The sequence below is a fragment of the Pseudoalteromonas sp. S2721 genome, from assembly GCF_005887425.1.
In the GTDB taxonomy this organism is placed as follows: Bacteria; Pseudomonadota; Gammaproteobacteria; order Enterobacterales; family Alteromonadaceae; genus Pseudoalteromonas; species Pseudoalteromonas simplex.
The window spans coordinates 32829-48856 of sequence record NZ_PNCZ01000010.1; the positions used below are offsets into that span (position 1 = coordinate 32829).

At 40.4% G+C, this 16028-nt stretch carries 15 protein-coding genes; 9 read left to right on the forward strand and 6 right to left on the reverse strand.

From position 1 onward, the window contains the following. Nucleotides 1–1296, forward strand: a complete 1296-nt coding sequence (gene bioA / locus CWC02_RS04805) for an adenosylmethionine--8-amino-7-oxononanoate transaminase (protein WP_138616772.1) — start codon at nucleotides 1–3, stop codon at nucleotides 1294–1296. Between the two features lie 32 nt (nucleotides 1297–1328). Here bioA and CWC02_RS04810 read toward each other — a convergent pair whose 3' ends face one another. Continuing rightward, complete coding sequence (locus CWC02_RS04810; RefSeq protein WP_138616774.1) at nucleotides 1329–1763, reverse strand: ATP-binding protein; 435 nt, start codon at nucleotides 1761–1763, stop codon at nucleotides 1329–1331. A gap of 271 nt (nucleotides 1764–2034) precedes the next feature. Between CWC02_RS04810 and asnS the strand changes: the two genes are divergently transcribed. Continuing rightward, the gene (gene asnS, locus CWC02_RS04815; protein WP_054553906.1) at nucleotides 2035–3432 is read left to right on the forward strand and encodes an asparagine--tRNA ligase; all 1398 of its coding nucleotides are present in this window, start codon (nucleotides 2035–2037) and stop codon (nucleotides 3430–3432) included. Between the two features lie 150 nt (nucleotides 3433–3582). Beyond that, the gene (locus tag CWC02_RS04820; RefSeq protein ID WP_138616776.1) at nucleotides 3583–4512 is read left to right on the forward strand and encodes a PstS family phosphate ABC transporter substrate-binding protein; all 930 of its coding nucleotides are present in this window, start codon (nucleotides 3583–3585) and stop codon (nucleotides 4510–4512) included. Between the two features lie 69 nt (nucleotides 4513–4581). Here CWC02_RS04820 and CWC02_RS04825 read toward each other — a convergent pair whose 3' ends face one another. After that, entirely contained in the window at nucleotides 4582–5508 is a 927-nt protein-coding gene (locus CWC02_RS04825; RefSeq protein ID WP_138616778.1) for an electron transfer flavoprotein subunit alpha/FixB family protein, read from the reverse strand. Next, nucleotides 5509–6258, reverse strand: a complete 750-nt coding sequence (locus CWC02_RS04830; protein ID WP_063705098.1) for an electron transfer flavoprotein subunit beta/FixA family protein — start codon at nucleotides 6256–6258, stop codon at nucleotides 5509–5511. It lies immediately after the preceding gene. 193 nt (nucleotides 6259–6451) lie between these two features. Between CWC02_RS04830 and CWC02_RS04835 the strand changes: the two genes are divergently transcribed. From CWC02_RS04835 to CWC02_RS04860, 6 genes are all read left to right on the forward strand, one after another. Beyond that, entirely contained in the window at nucleotides 6452–8098 is a 1647-nt protein-coding gene (locus CWC02_RS04835) for an electron transfer flavoprotein-ubiquinone oxidoreductase (RefSeq protein WP_138616780.1), read from the forward strand. Nucleotides 8099–8201: 103 nt separating this feature from the next. Next, on the forward strand, nucleotides 8202–8666 hold the full coding sequence (locus tag CWC02_RS04840; RefSeq protein ID WP_054561436.1) for an acyl-CoA thioesterase: 465 nt from the start codon (nucleotides 8202–8204) through the stop codon (nucleotides 8664–8666). 236 nt (nucleotides 8667–8902) lie between these two features. Beyond that, the gene (locus CWC02_RS04845) at nucleotides 8903–9475 is read left to right on the forward strand and encodes an outer membrane beta-barrel protein (protein WP_055198360.1); all 573 of its coding nucleotides are present in this window, start codon (nucleotides 8903–8905) and stop codon (nucleotides 9473–9475) included. 107 nt (nucleotides 9476–9582) lie between these two features. Then, complete coding sequence (tsaA, locus tag CWC02_RS04850; RefSeq protein ID WP_054553913.1) at nucleotides 9583–10287, forward strand: tRNA (N6-threonylcarbamoyladenosine(37)-N6)-methyltransferase TrmO; 705 nt, start codon at nucleotides 9583–9585, stop codon at nucleotides 10285–10287. A 113-nt stretch (nucleotides 10288–10400) separates the two neighbouring features. Further along, a complete protein-coding gene (locus CWC02_RS04855; RefSeq protein ID WP_138616782.1) occupies nucleotides 10401–12125 on the forward strand; it encodes a proline--tRNA ligase in 1725 nt (574 codons plus the stop codon). Nucleotides 12126–12266: 141 nt separating this feature from the next. Further along, nucleotides 12267–13100 carry a UDP-2,3-diacylglucosamine diphosphatase gene (locus CWC02_RS04860; RefSeq protein WP_138616784.1) on the forward strand — a complete coding sequence of 278 codons (834 nt, stop codon included), beginning with the start codon at nucleotides 12267–12269 and terminating at the stop codon, nucleotides 13098–13100. A gap of 49 nt (nucleotides 13101–13149) precedes the next feature. On the opposite strand, the gene CWC02_RS04865 is transcribed toward CWC02_RS04860, so the two are convergent. The 3 genes from CWC02_RS04865 to CWC02_RS04875 are packed head-to-tail and all read right to left on the reverse strand — an operon-like array spanning nucleotide 13150 to nucleotide 15948. Then, nucleotides 13150–14358 carry an ABC transporter permease subunit gene (locus tag CWC02_RS04865; RefSeq protein ID WP_138616786.1) on the reverse strand — a complete coding sequence of 403 codons (1209 nt, stop codon included), beginning with the start codon at nucleotides 14356–14358 and terminating at the stop codon, nucleotides 13150–13152. Then, nucleotides 14351–15139, reverse strand: coding sequence for an ABC transporter ATP-binding protein (locus CWC02_RS04870; RefSeq protein WP_054553917.1), 789 nt, complete (start codon nucleotides 15137–15139; stop codon nucleotides 14351–14353). The genes CWC02_RS04865 and CWC02_RS04870 overlap by 8 nt, the downstream gene beginning before the upstream one ends. After that, nucleotides 15136–15948, reverse strand: coding sequence for a DUF3025 domain-containing protein (locus CWC02_RS04875; RefSeq protein ID WP_138616788.1), 813 nt, complete (start codon nucleotides 15946–15948; stop codon nucleotides 15136–15138). The genes CWC02_RS04870 and CWC02_RS04875 overlap by 4 nt, the downstream gene beginning before the upstream one ends. Nucleotides 15949–16028 lie beyond the last annotated feature (80 nt).

The window sequence follows — 16028 nt, forward strand, 5'->3', positions numbered from 1 at the left end:
ATGATTAATAAACAACCAATAGATTTAGATTTTGATCGTGAGCATATTTGGCACCCTTATACTTCTATGACTCAGCCCCTTCCCGTTTACCCAGTCAGTCATGCCAATGCAAATCGTATTTTCTTAGAAACAGGCGAAAGCCTAATAGATGGTATGGCCTCTTGGTGGAGTGCCATCCATGGTTACTGCCATCCTGTTTTAAATGAAGCAATCACCCAGCAAGTTAGCAAAATGAGTCATGTCATGTTTGGTGGCTTAACTCATGAGCCCGCTGTTGAGCTGTGTAAAAAGCTAGTCAGTATCACACCTGAGTCACTCGATAAGGTGTTCTTAGCCGACAGTGGCTCTGTGAGTGTTGAAGTTGCAATAAAAATGGCCTTGCAGTACTGGCTTAGCCAAGGTTACACCAGCAAACAAAAATTAATGACGCCGCTTAAGGGCTACCATGGCGATACCTTTGCGGCGATGAGCGTTTGCGATCCGGTTAATTCAATGCACAGTATGTACTCAGGATTTTTACCTGAACATGTTTTTGTACCTGCGCCGAGTGCTAAATTTAATGGCGAGTTTAACCCTGCTGAAGCTGATACGCTTGAAAGCTACTTTGCAGCTCACCACCACGATGTTGCGGCATTTATCATTGAACCCATAGTTCAAAATGCTGGGGGCATGAATTTTTACCACCCTGATTACTTAAAGCACCTACGCATTCTGTGTGATAAGTATGATGTTTTACTTATTTGTGATGAAATCGCCACAGGCTTTGGCCGCACCGGCACCTTGTTTGCTGTTGAGCACGCCAACATAGAGCCTGATATTTTATGTATTGGCAAAGCATTAACGGGTGGCATGATGACCCTATCAGCAACATTAACCACCAGCAAAGTCGCTATTGGCATTAGTGAAGGTGAAGCCGGCGTATTAATGCATGGCCCAACTTTTATGGGTAACCCGCTTGCCTGTGCTACAGCCTGTGCAAGTATTGATTTACTGCTAGAGCAACCGTGGCAAGAGCAAATTGAACACATAAATGATGTTCTAACAACCCAGCTTGCAAAGTGTAAGCAACTTGATGCAGTCGTTGATGTGCGGACATTGGGGGCAATTGGTGTTGTTGAGCTTAAGCGAAGTGTAGATGTAGCAAAAATTCAACGCTTTTTTATCGAGCAAGGTGTGTGGATACGCCCGTTTGGTAAGTTAATTTATTTGATGCCGCCTTACATAAGCGACGAACAAAGCTTAACTAAGTTATGCAATGCTATTTATGCAGCCATAGAACAGCAGGCGTATTGCTAAAAAGGAAGCTGATGCTTCCTTTTCTTTAAACTTTACCATTCAAACATATAAGCCATTTTACTTATCATGCGAAGCGGTACTTTATGTTCGCAGCGCTTAGCGTAAAGATGCTGTAATGATTTATCTTTAATTTCACCAACGATCACTTCTTTTACTTGATAACCCAGTGCAGTAGCCGCTTGTGCGTAAGCGATAAATTCCCATTTTTTAATATTAGTGTTATCAACAATTACTAACGGGATTTCTTCTGCTAAGGCATTAATAAAGCGTGCAAGGTTTAGATTGTGATATTCAGATAACTTGTACTTATCAAATTGATACTCACCTTCGCTATTGTAAAAATAATCATCTGTTGAACACACGACATAATCACTTTCATTACCAGCTACCAACTCATCAGCAAGGCTTTGTGCGTAATATGATTTACCTGAGCCTGGTAAGCCGCGAAGAATAAAAACTTGTTTCATAGCACCTGTTATACAATTTAATTAAAGACTAAAGGACAGTTATCCTATTGAGAATTGTTAATAATGCCACAAAATAACCAATTAGCGCAGCGAGAATTTAAATAAACGCAAATTTTACGCAAAATATTGCTGCTATTTTACTCAATTGAAGAAAAACTACTAAAGAGTGCGTCACAATAGTTTTTTTATTTGATTTACGAGGGTAAGATAGTCGATTCAAGTGCAATGCACAGCATTATTATATTAGGCAACTTATATCATTGGAGTGAAGATGAGCCATTTAGCGATTTCAGAGCTATTAAAAGGCAAGGTTGCGGTAGACAGCCAAGTAACAGTAAAAGGCTGGATCCGTACACGCCGCGATTCAAAAGCAGGAATTTCATTTTTAGCCGTTCATGACGGTTCGTGTTTTGATCCTATTCAAGCGGTAGTACCTAATTCACTCAATAATTATGATGAAGTAACACGTTTAACTGCGGGTTGTTCTGTATCTGTAACGGGTGTTCTTGTGCCTTCTGCGGGTCAAGGTCAGTCTTTCGAAATTCAAGCTAACTCTGTAGAAGTATTAGGTTGGGTTGAGAACCCAGACACCTACCCTATGTCTGCTAAACGTCACAGCATTGAATATTTACGTGAGCACGCACACCTTCGCCCTCGTACTAACATCATGGGTGCAGTGACACGTGTACGTAACTGTTTAGCACAAGCGATTCACCGTTTTTATCACGAGCAAGGCTACTACTGGATCAGCACACCTATCATCACTGCTAGTGACTGTGAAGGCGCCGGTGAAATGTTCCGTGTATCTACTTTAGATATGCAAAACTTGCCACGCACAGATAAAGGCGACATCGATTACAGTGAAGATTTCTTCGGTAAAGAAGCATTCTTAACAGTATCTGGTCAGTTAAATGGTGAGACATACGCATCTGCAATGTCAAAAATCTATACTTTTGGCCCGACTTTCCGTGCTGAAAACTCAAACACATCTCGTCACTTAGCAGAGTTTTGGATGGTTGAACCTGAAGTTGCATTCGCAGATTTAGAAGATATCGCAAAACTTGCTGAAGACATGCTGAAATATGTTTTCAATGCAGTATTAACTGAGCGTCGTGACGATATGGAATTCTTTGCACAACGTGTTGAGAAAACAGCTATCTCACGCTTAGAAGAGTTCGTAACTAAAGATTTCGCACAAGTTGATTACACAGATGCTATTGAAATATTAAAAGCGTGTGGCAAGAAATTCGAATACCCTGTTGAATGGGGTGTAGATTTACAATCTGAGCACGAACGCTACCTTGCTGAAGAGCATTTTAACGCACCAGTAGTTATCAAAAACTACCCGCGTGATATTAAAGCCTTCTACATGCGTCAAAACGAAGACGGCAAAACAGTCGCTGCAATGGACGTAGTTGCACCAGGTATTGGTGAAATCATCGGTGGCTCTCAACGTGAAGAGCGTCTAGATGTATTAGATAAGCGTCTAGAAGAAATGGGCTTAAACAAAGAAGATTACAGCTGGTACCGCGACCTACGTAAATACGGCACTGTACCGCACTCAGGTTTTGGTCTAGGTTTTGAGCGTTTAGTTGCATATGTAACCGGTATGGGGAACGTACGTGACGTTATCGCTTTCCCACGTACAAAAGGCAGCGCGACTTACTAATAAGCAACGCTATACAATTTAAAAGCCGCTTTCGAGCGGCTTTTTTATTGCTAACACACTATAATATATAAAAAATCTGGTAGAGATTTAGCAAACATAAATAAATAGCCTATATTGAAAGTAGTCTAATAATTAAGAGCTCATTTTATTATGCACTTTCGCGCTATTCAGACCATTTTACTAGTAACCTCATCATTAATCGCATGCAAAGTCACGGCACTAGAAGAAGACTTAAACGCAAAGCCTATTTTTATTGCAGGATCAACTTCTGTTTCTACATTATTAATAGATCTTAAGAGCGAATTAAGTCAAGAATTTGGTAATAGCATACAAATAAGACCTATGGGTAGCGATAAAGGAATTATCGCAATTGCAGATAATGTCATCGATATTGGCACAAGCTCCCGATACCTCACCAAAGATGAACAACAAAGATGGCCCTTTTTACGGCAAATTGTTTTAGCACAAGATGCGATCACTTTTTTTGTAAATAAAAACCTCAATATCGATGAGTTATCAACTAGTACACTCAGTGCTATATATCAGGGTAAGCTCACTAAGTGGTCAGATGTTTCTCCGCATACTCCGAAACTTAGTAGTAAAAATGATGAGATTTTGCTTTTCAGCAAAGGCACAACGCACGGCAGTTTTGATGTGTTTTTAGAGTATTTACAGCTTGATTACATCAAAGAACCAGACAGTAATTTTATTCGCCTAAAAAATGCTGGAAATAGAGGCCTATTTTCTGAACAAAAAGTTGAATTATACGATCAATTTAATCAAGCGCTGGGAATTGTGCAACGAATACAAAATGCTATTGCTTATGATTCATATGGAGCAATAACCAAGCTTGAAAACGATAGAAGAATAAATAAAGTGAGTTTATTAGCAATTGATGGCGTTAGCCCGTCTATCGAAACAATTCAAAGTGGAGAATACGCTTTTGTTCGCCCATTGGTATTGATAGTTAATACACAATCACCGCGTTCAAAGAAAATAGGTGACAAATTAGCTGTATTTATAAAGTCAAAAAAGATACAACAAAAAATGCTCGATATTGGCTACCTTCCAGTAAAATAGCTTCGTAAATATAAAAAAAGCTGCGCACCTAAAAGGTGAACAGCTTTTAACAACCAGAATCGTTATGAATTACAGAGCGCTTTCAAGCTCTGGTAACACATCAAATAAATCAGCAACTAAACCATAGTCTGCGACTTGGAAAATTGGCGCATCAGGGTCTTTATTGATGGCAACAATCACTTTTGAGTCTTTCATGCCCGCTAAGTGTTGAATCGCACCACTAATACCCACAGCAATATATAAATCTGGCGCAACAATTTTACCTGTTTGACCGACTTGCATATCGTTTGGTACAAAGCCCGCATCAACAGCAGCACGTGAAGCACCAATCGCTGCACCTAGTTTGTCAGCAATACCATTTAATAACGCAAAGTTTTCACCATTTTGCATACCACGACCACCTGAAATAACTACAGGTGCTGCAGTAAGCTCAGGGCGTTCTGATTCAGTTTGTTCTTCTGATACAAACTCACTCAGACCAACAGAACCTTTACCAGTAACACTCGTTACAGCTACTGGCGCTTGCTCTTGTGCAATATCAAAGCTACTTGCACGAACAGTAATAACCTTTTTGCTATCTAATGATTTAACTGTCGCAATTGCATTACCTGCATAAATAGGACGCTTAAAGGTATCTGCATCAATCACATCGATGATTTCAGAGATTTGCGCAACATCTAAAAGTGCAGCAACACGTGGCATAAAGTTTTTACCCGTTGTTGTTGCGCTTGCGACAATGTGTGAATAGTTATCAGCTAAAGATAAAACTAGATCAGCTATGTTTTCTGCAAGTTGATTAGCATAAGCTGCATCATCGGCAATAAGTACGTTACTAACACCTGCAATTGATGCTGCTTGTTCACTCATTGCTGATAAGTTTTCGCCGGCAAGTAGTAAATCTACATCAAAGCCTAGTTTAACAGCAGCAGTAATCGTTTTATTGGTTTCAGGCTTTAGAACACCTTTATCGTGTTCGGCTATCACTAATGTTTTCATTTAGATCACCTTCGCTTCTGTTTTTAACTTTTCTACCAATGTTGCTACATCTTCTACAATGATGCCGCCACTGCGTTTTTCTGGCTCATTTACTTCTACCAGCTGTACGCGAGGCGCAAGGTCTACACCTAGGCTGTCAGCAGCAATTACATCAAGAGGCTTGCGTTTTGCCTTCATAATGTTTGGCAATGAAGCATAGCGCGGTTCATTTAGACGTAAGTCTGTGGTTACGATAGCAGGTAGTTTAAGAGCAACTGTTTGTAAGCCACCGTCTACTTCACGCGTTACATTAACGGTACCCGCTTGAACATCGACTTTAGATGCAAAAGTACCTTGGCCACGACCCGTTAAAGCTGCAAGCATTTGACCGGTTTGATTGTTGTCAGAGTCAATCGATTGCTTACCTAAAATAACCAGCTCAGGTGATTCTTGCTCTACAATCTTGCTCAGTAATTTAGCAACATGTAAAGACTCAAGCTTTTCTTCTGTTTCAATATGAATGGCTTTATCAGCACCGAGTGCTAATGCCGTACGTAATTGCTCTTGAGATGATTTATTACCAATAGTCACAGCAACAACCTCTGTGGCCGTCCCTGCTTCTTTTAAACGAATAGCTTCTTCAATTGCAATTTCACAAAACGGGTTCATCGCCATTTTTACATTAGCTAGATCAACATCCGTTTTATCGGCTTTAACGCGTGCTTTGACGTTGTAGTCAATTACTCTTTTAATTGGAACGAGGACTTTCATCGTGACTCCATCAATTGTGTGTTCTCAAAGTTGACCTTGGCGTCAACTTATTTATTTTATGAATTCAGACTACTTCCTGTTGACGTAAACGTCAACCTAAAATAACCTTAAAGTATTCACAGCCTGTAACGTTTCATTTGCAAGTATGAAATAAGGTTCTTTACAGCAGGTCCGTCACCGAGAAGAGGTTTATATGGTCGAACGCGAAACCATGGAATTTGATGTAGTCATCGTAGGCGCAGGCCCAGCAGGTTTATCAACTGCGATTAGATTGGCTCAACAAGCACAAGAAAAACAACAAGAATTAATGATCTGTGTGGTAGAAAAAGGCTCTGAGGTGGGCGCACACATTTTATCGGGTGCGGTTTTCGAAACCAAAGCGCTGGATGAATTATTACCTGATTGGCAGTCATTAGGCGCACCAGTTACCACTAAAGTAACGCAAGATGATATTTATTGGTTCAATAACAGTGAAAAAGCCACCAGCATCCCCCACTTTGCTAGCCCTAAAACATTCCATAACGAAGGCAATTACATTGTCTCTATGGGTAATGTATGTCGCTTTTTAGCAGAGCAAGCGGAAAACTTAGGGGTAGAAATATTCCCTGGCTTTAGTGCTCATTCTTTGATTATTGAAGACGAAACAGTGAAAGGCATTATCACTGGCGATATGGGCCTTGATAAAGACGGCAACGAAAAAGATGGTTACATGCCTGGTATGGAGCTTAGAGCAAAATACACCGTATTTGCTGAAGGCTGCCGCGGTCATTTAGGTAAAGAGCTAATCAAACACTTTGCTCTTGATAAAGATGCATCACCACAGCATTACGGTTTAGGTTTCAAAGAAATTTGGCAAATCGACCCGAGTAAACACAAAGAAGGCACTGTAGTACATGGTACAGGCTGGCCGTTAACTGGTGATACCAGTGGTGGTGCATTTATGTATCACAGCGACAACAATCAGGTTGTGGTTGGCTTAATTGTTGACCTTAACTATTCAAACCCACATTTAAGCCCGTTTGATGAATTCCAACGCATGAAGCATCACCCTGTTTTTAAAGATGTTTTAGAAGGCGGTGAACGCATAGCCTATGGCGCAAGAGCTATTGCCAAAGGTGGCCTGCGTTCTTTACCGAAAATGCACTTCCCGGGTGGTTTACTTGTAGGTTGTGATGCGGGCACATTGAACTTTGCCAAGATCAAAGGTAATCATACAGCGATGAAATCAGGCATGGTTGCCGCTGATGTGATAGTAGCAGCTCTTAGCGACGGTAAAGAAAATGCCGATTTAGCTGAATATAAATCAGCTTTTGAACAAAGCTGGGCATACAAAGAGCTTTATCAATCACGTAACTTTGGCCCTGTTATGCACAAACTCGGTAAATTCTTAGGTGGTGCTTATAACACCCTCGATCAAAATCTATTTGGTGGCAGCTTACCGTTTAACTTTGAAGATAACATGCCAGATCATGCAACCTTGGTTGCAGCTGATCAGGCTGAAAAAATCGACTACCCAAAAGCAGATGGCAAACTTAGCTTCGATAAACTTTCATCGGTGTTTTTATCAAATACCAATCATGAAGAATCGCAGCCATGCCATTTAAAGCTTAAAGATAACTCGATTCCTATTGCAGTGAATTTACCGCAATTCGATGAGCCAGCACAACGCTACTGCCCTGCAGGTGTGTACGAAGTACAAGAAGTTGAAGGTAAGAAAGAGTTTGTGATCAACTCACAAAACTGTGTGCACTGTAAAACCTGCGACATTAAAGACCCAAGTCAAAACATTACTTGGGTAACACCTGAAGGAGCAGGAGGGCCAAACTACCCTAATATGTAACGCACGTTACTCATTTAATTAAAATTTATCCTAAATTGCAGGGGCTTCGGCCCCTTTTTTAGGCTATGCTGAAAGTGTCGTGTTTTATAAAAGTGAGTAAAGTATGCCGTCTTCAAGTGTAACCTTTCGTTTTTTAGCTGAGCCTACCGATGTCAATTTTGGCGGTAAAGTTCATGGTGGTGTGGTAATGAAGTGGATTGACCAAGCTGGTTACGCCTGTGCTGCAGGTTGGAGCGGTCATTACTGCGTAACTGTCTCAGTTGCGGGTGTAAAGTTTCAGCGCCCTATTTTGGTTGGCCAAATAGTCGAAGTGAAAGCCAGTATTGCCCACACAGGTAAAACCAGCATGCAAATCTTTATTCAAGTACGCTGCGGCGACCCTAAAACACAAAATCTAGTTGAAACCAATCATTGTGTTATAAGTTTTATTGCAATGGATGAAGCAGGCTACCCAATTGAAGTACCTTCATATACAGCCGTAACAGACGAAGAAAAGAAAATTGAAAACTATGCGATAAAAATGAAAGAGATCGCGATAGAAACAGAAACCCTTTTACAAAAAGCCTAAAATTTAAAGCAACAAAAATATAAACTGCACCTAGTAACTTCTACAGAGCACCCTGAAATTGTTACGACTGCCAAACTGAATGCCTGATTACAGTTTCAACAAACTGTTTAAAAAACCACTTAATGAAGCCTAAAAACAATACTTTAGGCTTTATTTTCAGCTTGGCATTGCCATTGCAATACTCCTTGTGAATGACGCGAAACATTCGTTTATTTATTTTATAAAGGAGCTATTAAATGATTAAAGCAATTTCACTTTCTGCACTTTCTTTAGCACTACTAGGTTTTAATAATGCTGCACATGCAGATATTACCGAAATGGATTCTCCGCGTATTTATACCGGTATCGGCTACGGCCAATATTCTTTTGAGTTTGAAGACAGTGAAAATGACACTGACTTCGATGACGATTCACAAATGCTAAAAGGCTATATTGGTACTCAGTTTAACAAGTACTTAAGCCTTGAACTTGCTTATCAAAATTTTGATGAAGTAAGCGATATCGATTCTAAAGCTGAAATTGACGGTGTTTCACTAGCAGCACGCTTAGCAGCCCCAATTACAGATAGCTTTTCTGTTTATGCCAAAGGTGGTTGGCTAGAGTGGGATGCTGAAATTGAGCAAGACCTAGGCGAGCTTGGCAGCATCAGTGCTGACTCAGACGGTGGTGATGTATTTTATGGTGCAGGTGTAGAATATGCTTTCACAACAAACATGCAAGTACGTTTAGAGTATGAGCGCTATAAATTAGAAGATGATATTGACCCAGATATGGACGTTGCGTCTGTATCATTCCAATACATGTTTTAATTTAGACTATACAGTCTAAATATTTAAAAGGCAGTCTCGACTGCCTTTTTTGTGTTTGCATGTAATGCATGTAAAATGTCGGCAGATTTTCTTAACGACAATGCACAATGAGCGAATACCAATTAACTGCCGTCGGCCATATTCAATCTCCTTATAAACAAAAGTTTGCCATACCTCGCCAACCTCGTTTAGTTCCTGAAGCTAAAGCAAAGCTGGTATTTAGCAGCGATTTTAATCGTGAAGAGTTTGTACGCGGCCTCGATGAATTTAGCCATATTTGGTTACTATTCAGATTTCATGAAACCGCAGATAAAGGCTATTCAGCAATGGTGAGACCCCCTCGCCTAGGCGGTAATGAACGTAAAGGTGTATTTGCAACACGTGCAACCTTTCGCCCAAATGCAATTGGCATGAGTGCCGTAAAATTAGAGGGTATCGAGTATAAAAATGGTCAGTTAAGCTTATTGCTTTCAGGAATCGATTTACTCGATGGCACACCTATTTTAGACATTAAGCCATATTTGCCCTACTCAGACGCAATGACCGATGCCACCGCAGGCTTTGCCGATACCCGACCAGAAACCGATATGAGCGTTGAGTTTAGTGAAGAAGCCCTGGCGTTTATTGCAAAGCAAACTGAGCAACCTGAATTAAAAGCGTTTATAAGCAATGTATTAAAGCAAGATCCTCGCCCAGCTTATAAAAAGCAACGTGACTCAGAGCAAAGCTACGGCATGACCTTATATGATTTTAATATTAGGTGGCATGTTCAGGACAATCATAATACAGTGACCAGCATTGAAAAATGCTAGTTTTTAGCATATAGCGCTTTAGTGTCAGTGCTTCCACTGGTAAACTTAGCGCCTTGTTATTACTCAAACGTCTTGAGTAAACGATAATAATTTTAACACTACTTGGAATAGAGATGCGTACCAGTCAATATATACTCGCAACACTTAAAGAAACTCCGTCTGATGCAGAAATTGTTTCTCATCAATTAATGCTACGAGCAGGCATGATCCGCCGCGTTGCGTCGGGTTTGTATACATGGTTGCCCTCTGGTCTACGCGTACTTAAAAAAGTAGAAAACATCGTACGTGAAGAAATGGATAAAGCAGGCGCTATCGAAATGTTAATGCCTATTATCCAACCTGCTGATCTTTGGGAAGAGTCTGGTCGTTGGGAGCAATTCGGCCCTGAATTACTTCGTATTAATGACCGTCACAACCGTCCATTTGCACTTGGTCCAACTCACGAAGAAGTGATCACAGATTTTGTACGTAAAGAAGTGAGCTCTTATAAGCAATTACCGCTTACTCTTTACCAAGTACAAACAAAAGTTCGTGACGAAGTTCGCCCTCGTTTTGGTGTAATGCGTGCCCGTGAATTTACCATGAAAGATGCGTACTCTTTTCACTTAAGTGATGAGTGTTTAGAGAAAACATACCAAGTAATGCACAAAGCATACTGCAACATCTTCGAGCGCCTTGGTCTTGATTACCGCCCTGTTATCGCTGATACAGGTTCAATTGGTGGTAGCGTTTCACACGAGTTTCATGTACTTGCCGAATCAGGCGAAGATGCAATCGCATTTAGTGATGCAAGTGATTACGCTGCAAATATCGAAAAAGCAGAAGCATTAGCACCGACTGAAGAGCGCCCAGCAGCAAGTAAAGAGTTAAAAGCGTTCCCAACGCCTGATGCAAAATCAATTGCTGAGCTTAAAGAGCACTATGGTGTTAAACCTCATCGCGGCGTGAAAACATTAATCGTGTATGGCGCACCAGATGAAAACGAACAACGTGGTTTAGTTGCTCTTGTATTACGTGGCGACCATGAATTAAACGAGTTAAAAGCTGAGAAGCATCCACTTGTAGACTCACCGCTAGAAATGGCGAAAGAAGAAGACATCGTTGCTGCAATTGGCGCAAAACCAGGTTCATTAGGCCCTGTTGGTCTATCAATGCCAATTATTGTTGATCGCACAGCTAACGTTTTGGCTGACTTTGTAGCAGGTGCTAATAAAGATGGTGAACATTTCAGCGGTATCAACTGGGATCGCGATGTAGAAAACTACGAAGTGGCTGATATCCGTAATATCGTTGAAGGCGACCCAAGCCCATGTGGTCAAGGTTCACTGCAAATCAAACGTGGCATTGAAGTAGGTCATATTTTCCAACTTGGTACTAAATACTCAGAAGCAATGAAAGCTGGCGTATTAAGTGAAACAGGTAAAAACCAAGTAATGACAATGGGTTGTTACGGTATTGGTGTATCACGTATCGTAGCTGCCGCTATTGAGCAAAACAATGACCAATACGGTATTAAATGGCCGCAACCTATCGCACCATTTGATTTAGCGATTGTGCCAATGAACATGCACAAGTCTCATCGTATTCCTAATATTGCTGATAACCTTTACAAAGGCTTGAAAGATGCCGGTTTAGATGTGTTGTTTGATGACCGTAAAGAGCGCCCAGGTGTTATGTTTAACGATATGGAATTACTAGGTGTGCCTTTCACATTAGTAATTGGTGAGCGTAACCTTGATGAAAACAAGGTTGAGCTTAAAAACCGTCGTACTGGCGAAAAGCTAATGCTTGATTTAGATAGTGCCGCTTCTGAAATTGCCGCACTTGTTAAAGGCTAATTAAGTCTGCTCAACAAAATTTAAAAAACCGCTTCGGCGGTTTTTTTGTTTTATTAATTGTCATAGATGTTTCGCTAAAGCGTCTTTTAACTGTCATTGATTCTGCCTAGCATTTACTTTATTACACCATGAGTAAATGCCATGAATAACACCACTTGCAGTAGTAAAACCCACTATCCTGCCGTTTGGATTTCCGACGTTCACTTAGGTTATAAAGACTGCCAAGCGCAGTATTTACTAGATTTTTTAAATGCCATTGAATGCGATGTTCTGTATTTGGTCGGTGATATTGTTGATTTATGGTCAATGAAACGACAGTTTTTTTGGCATCCTAGTCATTATGATGTGCTTGCGCTTATTCAACAAAAAGCAAAAGATGGCACTCGAGTTATCTATATACCGGGTAACCACGACGAAACCTTTCGCCATTATACCAATGATTCATTATTCGGTATCGAAGTACACAAGCAATATATCCATACCACAAAAGCCAAAAAACGGCTTTTACTGTTACATGGTGACGATTTTGACTCAGCAACGCGCTACAACAAATTAATCAGTATTGCAGGCGATGCAGGATACGACTTTTTATTATTTTTAAATCGCTGGACTAATCGCATTCGGCGTTTATTTGGCGGTAATTATTGGTCATTGGCCTCTTGGATCAAAGCACGCGTGCATAAAGCACGTGAAGCTATTGATGCATTTGAAAAAGCGGCCATCCACGAAGCAAAAAAACAAGCCGTCGATGGCATTATTTGTGGGCACATTCATCACCCAGCTGTTAAAGTGGTTGATGGAATTTTATATTGCAATGATGGCGACTGGATTGAAAACTGCACTGCATTAGTAGAGAACAGCTCTGGGCGTATAGAGTTATTGCACTGGAGTGAAACTAAAAAAGTGATTCACTCGGCAGACATTAGTAAACTTACACCAAAGACTGCTTATGATAAAAACCAAGATGCAGCCTAGACCTAAACGTAAAAAGCCCCTACTCGGGGCTTAAATTTATTGTAATTTACTATCTAAATAGTACATCTTCTTTATTGAACCATTTAACACAAAACGCAAGTAATGCACCTGCCACAATGACTGTCGCTAAGAAAATTAAACCCACGAGTGTGTAATCAACTGTACCTTTAATGATTTCTTTGATTGCCAGAGCTACATTTGTCACAGGAATAAATGCTGTTTTGCTCGTAAGCTCAACATTAGGCATTAAGGCAACCATAATTGGAAAAATTACACCCATGCTAAGTGGTGCCATGTAGTTTTGTGCTTCTTTAAAGGTTCGCGCATAGATAGAAATAGCCAACGTTAATGATGAGAAGATTGCAGCAATAGGTAATAACAGCACAAAAATTAGCCCTAAATCTAATACAGTTAAAGAGCTAAATGCGTTTTTAACAACGGCTAAATCTACAAATGCAATGGCCACTGATATCCACACACCCATACTGAGTACGGTAATGGTGGTTGTTGCAATAGAAGAAGCAAGTAAGGTTACAAACTTACCTAACACCAGCTGTGTACGGGTGATTGGTGTAAGTAACAAGGTTTCGAGCGTACCACGCTCTTTTTCACCAGCTCCTAAATCAATCGCCGGGTACGTTGCGCCCATCAATACCAGAGGAATAAGTAGATAAGGAATAAACCCACCAATTTTCTCACCCAGATTTTCACGTTTATCTGCAGTGTCGACCTTCACCACTTTAATAGGCTCGATAATAGCAGCTTGCTGCTCTTCTGATACACCAAAGCTTAATAGTTTGTTTGTACGCAGCGTATCGCCATATTCTTTTGCCAGTTCTTTTACACGGTCAAATAGGAAGTTAATTGCTTTTGCGTCGTTATACACAACTTGCCATTCACTTTGCTTTGCATCATCTAACGTTTGCTTAGCGTCTGACGGTAAATAGATACCCATGTCTATGGTACCTGCTTTTACCGCTTTAGTGAGATCTTCTACCGTATTAAAGGTTTCATCACCTTTATATAAAGCAAAGCTCTTATGGTAAAACACTTTATCTGTAAAATCTTGCGCGTAATTACCATTGATAATAGCGTAAGTATGGACCTCTTGTTCTGCCTCTAACGCCGCTTGTGAACTAATAAAGGCCATAACAGCAAATAACAGTGGGAAGATAGCAACCGGTAGTGCAACAACGAAAATCAATGTTTTACGGTCACGTAATAGCTCTTTTAATTCCTTTTTAAATACTTCAAACATTACGGCTCTCCGTTAAAATATTCATAAACGCTTGGTTTAATTCTTCACTTTGACCTGTTTGTTTAAACTCATCTAAGGTGCCATCAAAGCAACTAATTCCTTGGTTTATCACTGCAACACGGTCACACAGTAAGGCAACTTCATCTAAATGGTGCGTTGAGAAAATAACTGGTGTGCCCTGCTCTTTAAGGCCGCGAATAAAGTTAATGACGGTTTGCGTAGTCATAATATCTAAACCAGTTGTCGGCTCATCAAGAATAACCACATCAGGATGATGAACAACAGCACGGGCAATATTGGCTTTTTGCTTCATACCTGTTGAAAGGTTTTCGGCGCGTTTATCAATAAAGCTGTGCATATCAAGTAAGGTGAATAGCTCATCACAACGAGCGGCGACCGCTTTTTTACTCATGCCATGTAAACGGGCAAAGTATTCAACGTTTTCTTTTACTGTTAAACGCCCATATAAGCCAGTACTACCTGACAGAAATCCAATTGATTTGCGGCCAACTAATGGCTTTTTAACGATATCGTGACCAGAGATGGTAATGCTGCCTTCATCTGGTTTTAAGGCTGTTGAAATCATTCTAAGGGTGGTTGTTTTACCGGCACCATTTGGGCCGAGTAAACCGAGTACTTCACCTTTGTTACATTGAAAGCTGACGTCTCTTACAGAATGAAAAAACTCTTTATCTTCACGGGGGTCTACGTTATCCGTTTTATTTTTTTTATGATCTTTTGTTAGCTTAAACTTCTTTTTAAGCCCTGCCACTTCAATCATGTGCGTTTCCTTCGTTTCGGTCTAAAGTAATCAGTGTTACTGTAAAATTCTGGATTTTCATTGTCAGTCCACCATCCCGGTACGCCTAACAAGGGTAAGGGTGATAAATTTTTGTTATCACGCAAACAATCATCATGCTTAATCATCTCATAAAGACGTTGATCTAGATACGCATATTGCTCGGTTAAATCTTTACAAAATATGTCATCAGGAACAATTACAAATAATGCTTTCCCCGTTAAACCAATATAAGGCTGTGTGAGCATTTCGTAGTTAGCATGGCCAAACATAAATGGTCTAATGCATTTACCCCACTGTTCACGCTGTTCTACAAAGGCTTGCTGCCATTGGTGGTCGCGTAATTGCTGCTGCCAGCTTTGTTCAGTAATTGCCAGCACCACGCCGCATTCATCAAATAAGGTCAGTGCGTTTCGGTGTTTACTACGCTCTTTTAGACCATGCAGTTTAATTTCTTCAATGTGCTGATGATTAATCAGCGCTTTGGTTTTTGGGAATAAACACCAAATAAAGCCACCAAAAAGGTCATGCCAATTTTGTTGTCTTGTTGGTACTTGCCCTGTTTCAAATATGATTTGCTCATAATAACGGGTTTCATCAGCAAACTGTTCATCTTCAACAAAGGTTATGGCTTTGCCCTGTGTAGTTTTCGCATTTAGATATTGATTAAACCACTGGCAAGATGGCCAATCTGAGAGTTTATCAATATTAAATAGCGTGGCTAGGTCACTAAAGGCACCCGTTGTAAGGTATTTCGTTGACCATTGCTCGGGAGCAGTAAATCGTTTCATTGCTTATTTTTTAACTTATTGATGTATTGTGGGTAGTTTACCGTAAAAACTGGTTCTCATTAATAGAACCTCATATACTA

Bases quoted from the DNA above. Each gene is read 5' to 3' on its own strand.
- bioA (WP_138616772.1), top strand. From the start codon at position 1: ATGATTAATAAACAACCAATAGATTTAGATTTTGATCGTGAGCATATT.
- CWC02_RS04810 (WP_138616774.1), bottom strand. From the start codon at position 1,763: ATGAAACAAGTTTTTATTCTTCGCGGCTTACCAGGCTCAGGTAAATCA.
- asnS (WP_054553906.1), top strand. From the start codon at position 2,035: ATGAGCCATTTAGCGATTTCAGAGCTATTAAAAGGCAAGGTTGCGGTA.
- CWC02_RS04820 (WP_138616776.1), top strand. From the start codon at position 3,583: ATGCACTTTCGCGCTATTCAGACCATTTTACTAGTAACCTCATCATTA.
- CWC02_RS04825 (WP_138616778.1), bottom strand. From the start codon at position 5,508: ATGAAAACATTAGTGATAGCCGAACACGATAAAGGTGTTCTAAAGCCT.
- CWC02_RS04830 (WP_063705098.1), bottom strand. From the start codon at position 6,258: ATGAAAGTCCTCGTTCCAATTAAAAGAGTAATTGACTACAACGTCAAA.
- CWC02_RS04835 (WP_138616780.1), top strand. From the start codon at position 6,452: ATGGTCGAACGCGAAACCATGGAATTTGATGTAGTCATCGTAGGCGCA.
- CWC02_RS04840 (WP_054561436.1), top strand. From the start codon at position 8,202: ATGCCGTCTTCAAGTGTAACCTTTCGTTTTTTAGCTGAGCCTACCGAT.
- CWC02_RS04845 (WP_055198360.1), top strand. From the start codon at position 8,903: ATGATTAAAGCAATTTCACTTTCTGCACTTTCTTTAGCACTACTAGGT.
- tsaA (WP_054553913.1), top strand. From the start codon at position 9,583: ATGAGCGAATACCAATTAACTGCCGTCGGCCATATTCAATCTCCTTAT.
- CWC02_RS04855 (WP_138616782.1), top strand. From the start codon at position 10,401: ATGCGTACCAGTCAATATATACTCGCAACACTTAAAGAAACTCCGTCT.
- CWC02_RS04860 (WP_138616784.1), top strand. From the start codon at position 12,267: ATGAATAACACCACTTGCAGTAGTAAAACCCACTATCCTGCCGTTTGG.
- CWC02_RS04865 (WP_138616786.1), bottom strand. From the start codon at position 14,358: ATGTTTGAAGTATTTAAAAAGGAATTAAAAGAGCTATTACGTGACCGT.
- CWC02_RS04870 (WP_054553917.1), bottom strand. From the start codon at position 15,139: ATGATTGAAGTGGCAGGGCTTAAAAAGAAGTTTAAGCTAACAAAAGAT.
- CWC02_RS04875 (WP_138616788.1), bottom strand. From the start codon at position 15,948: ATGAAACGATTTACTGCTCCCGAGCAATGGTCAACGAAATACCTTACA.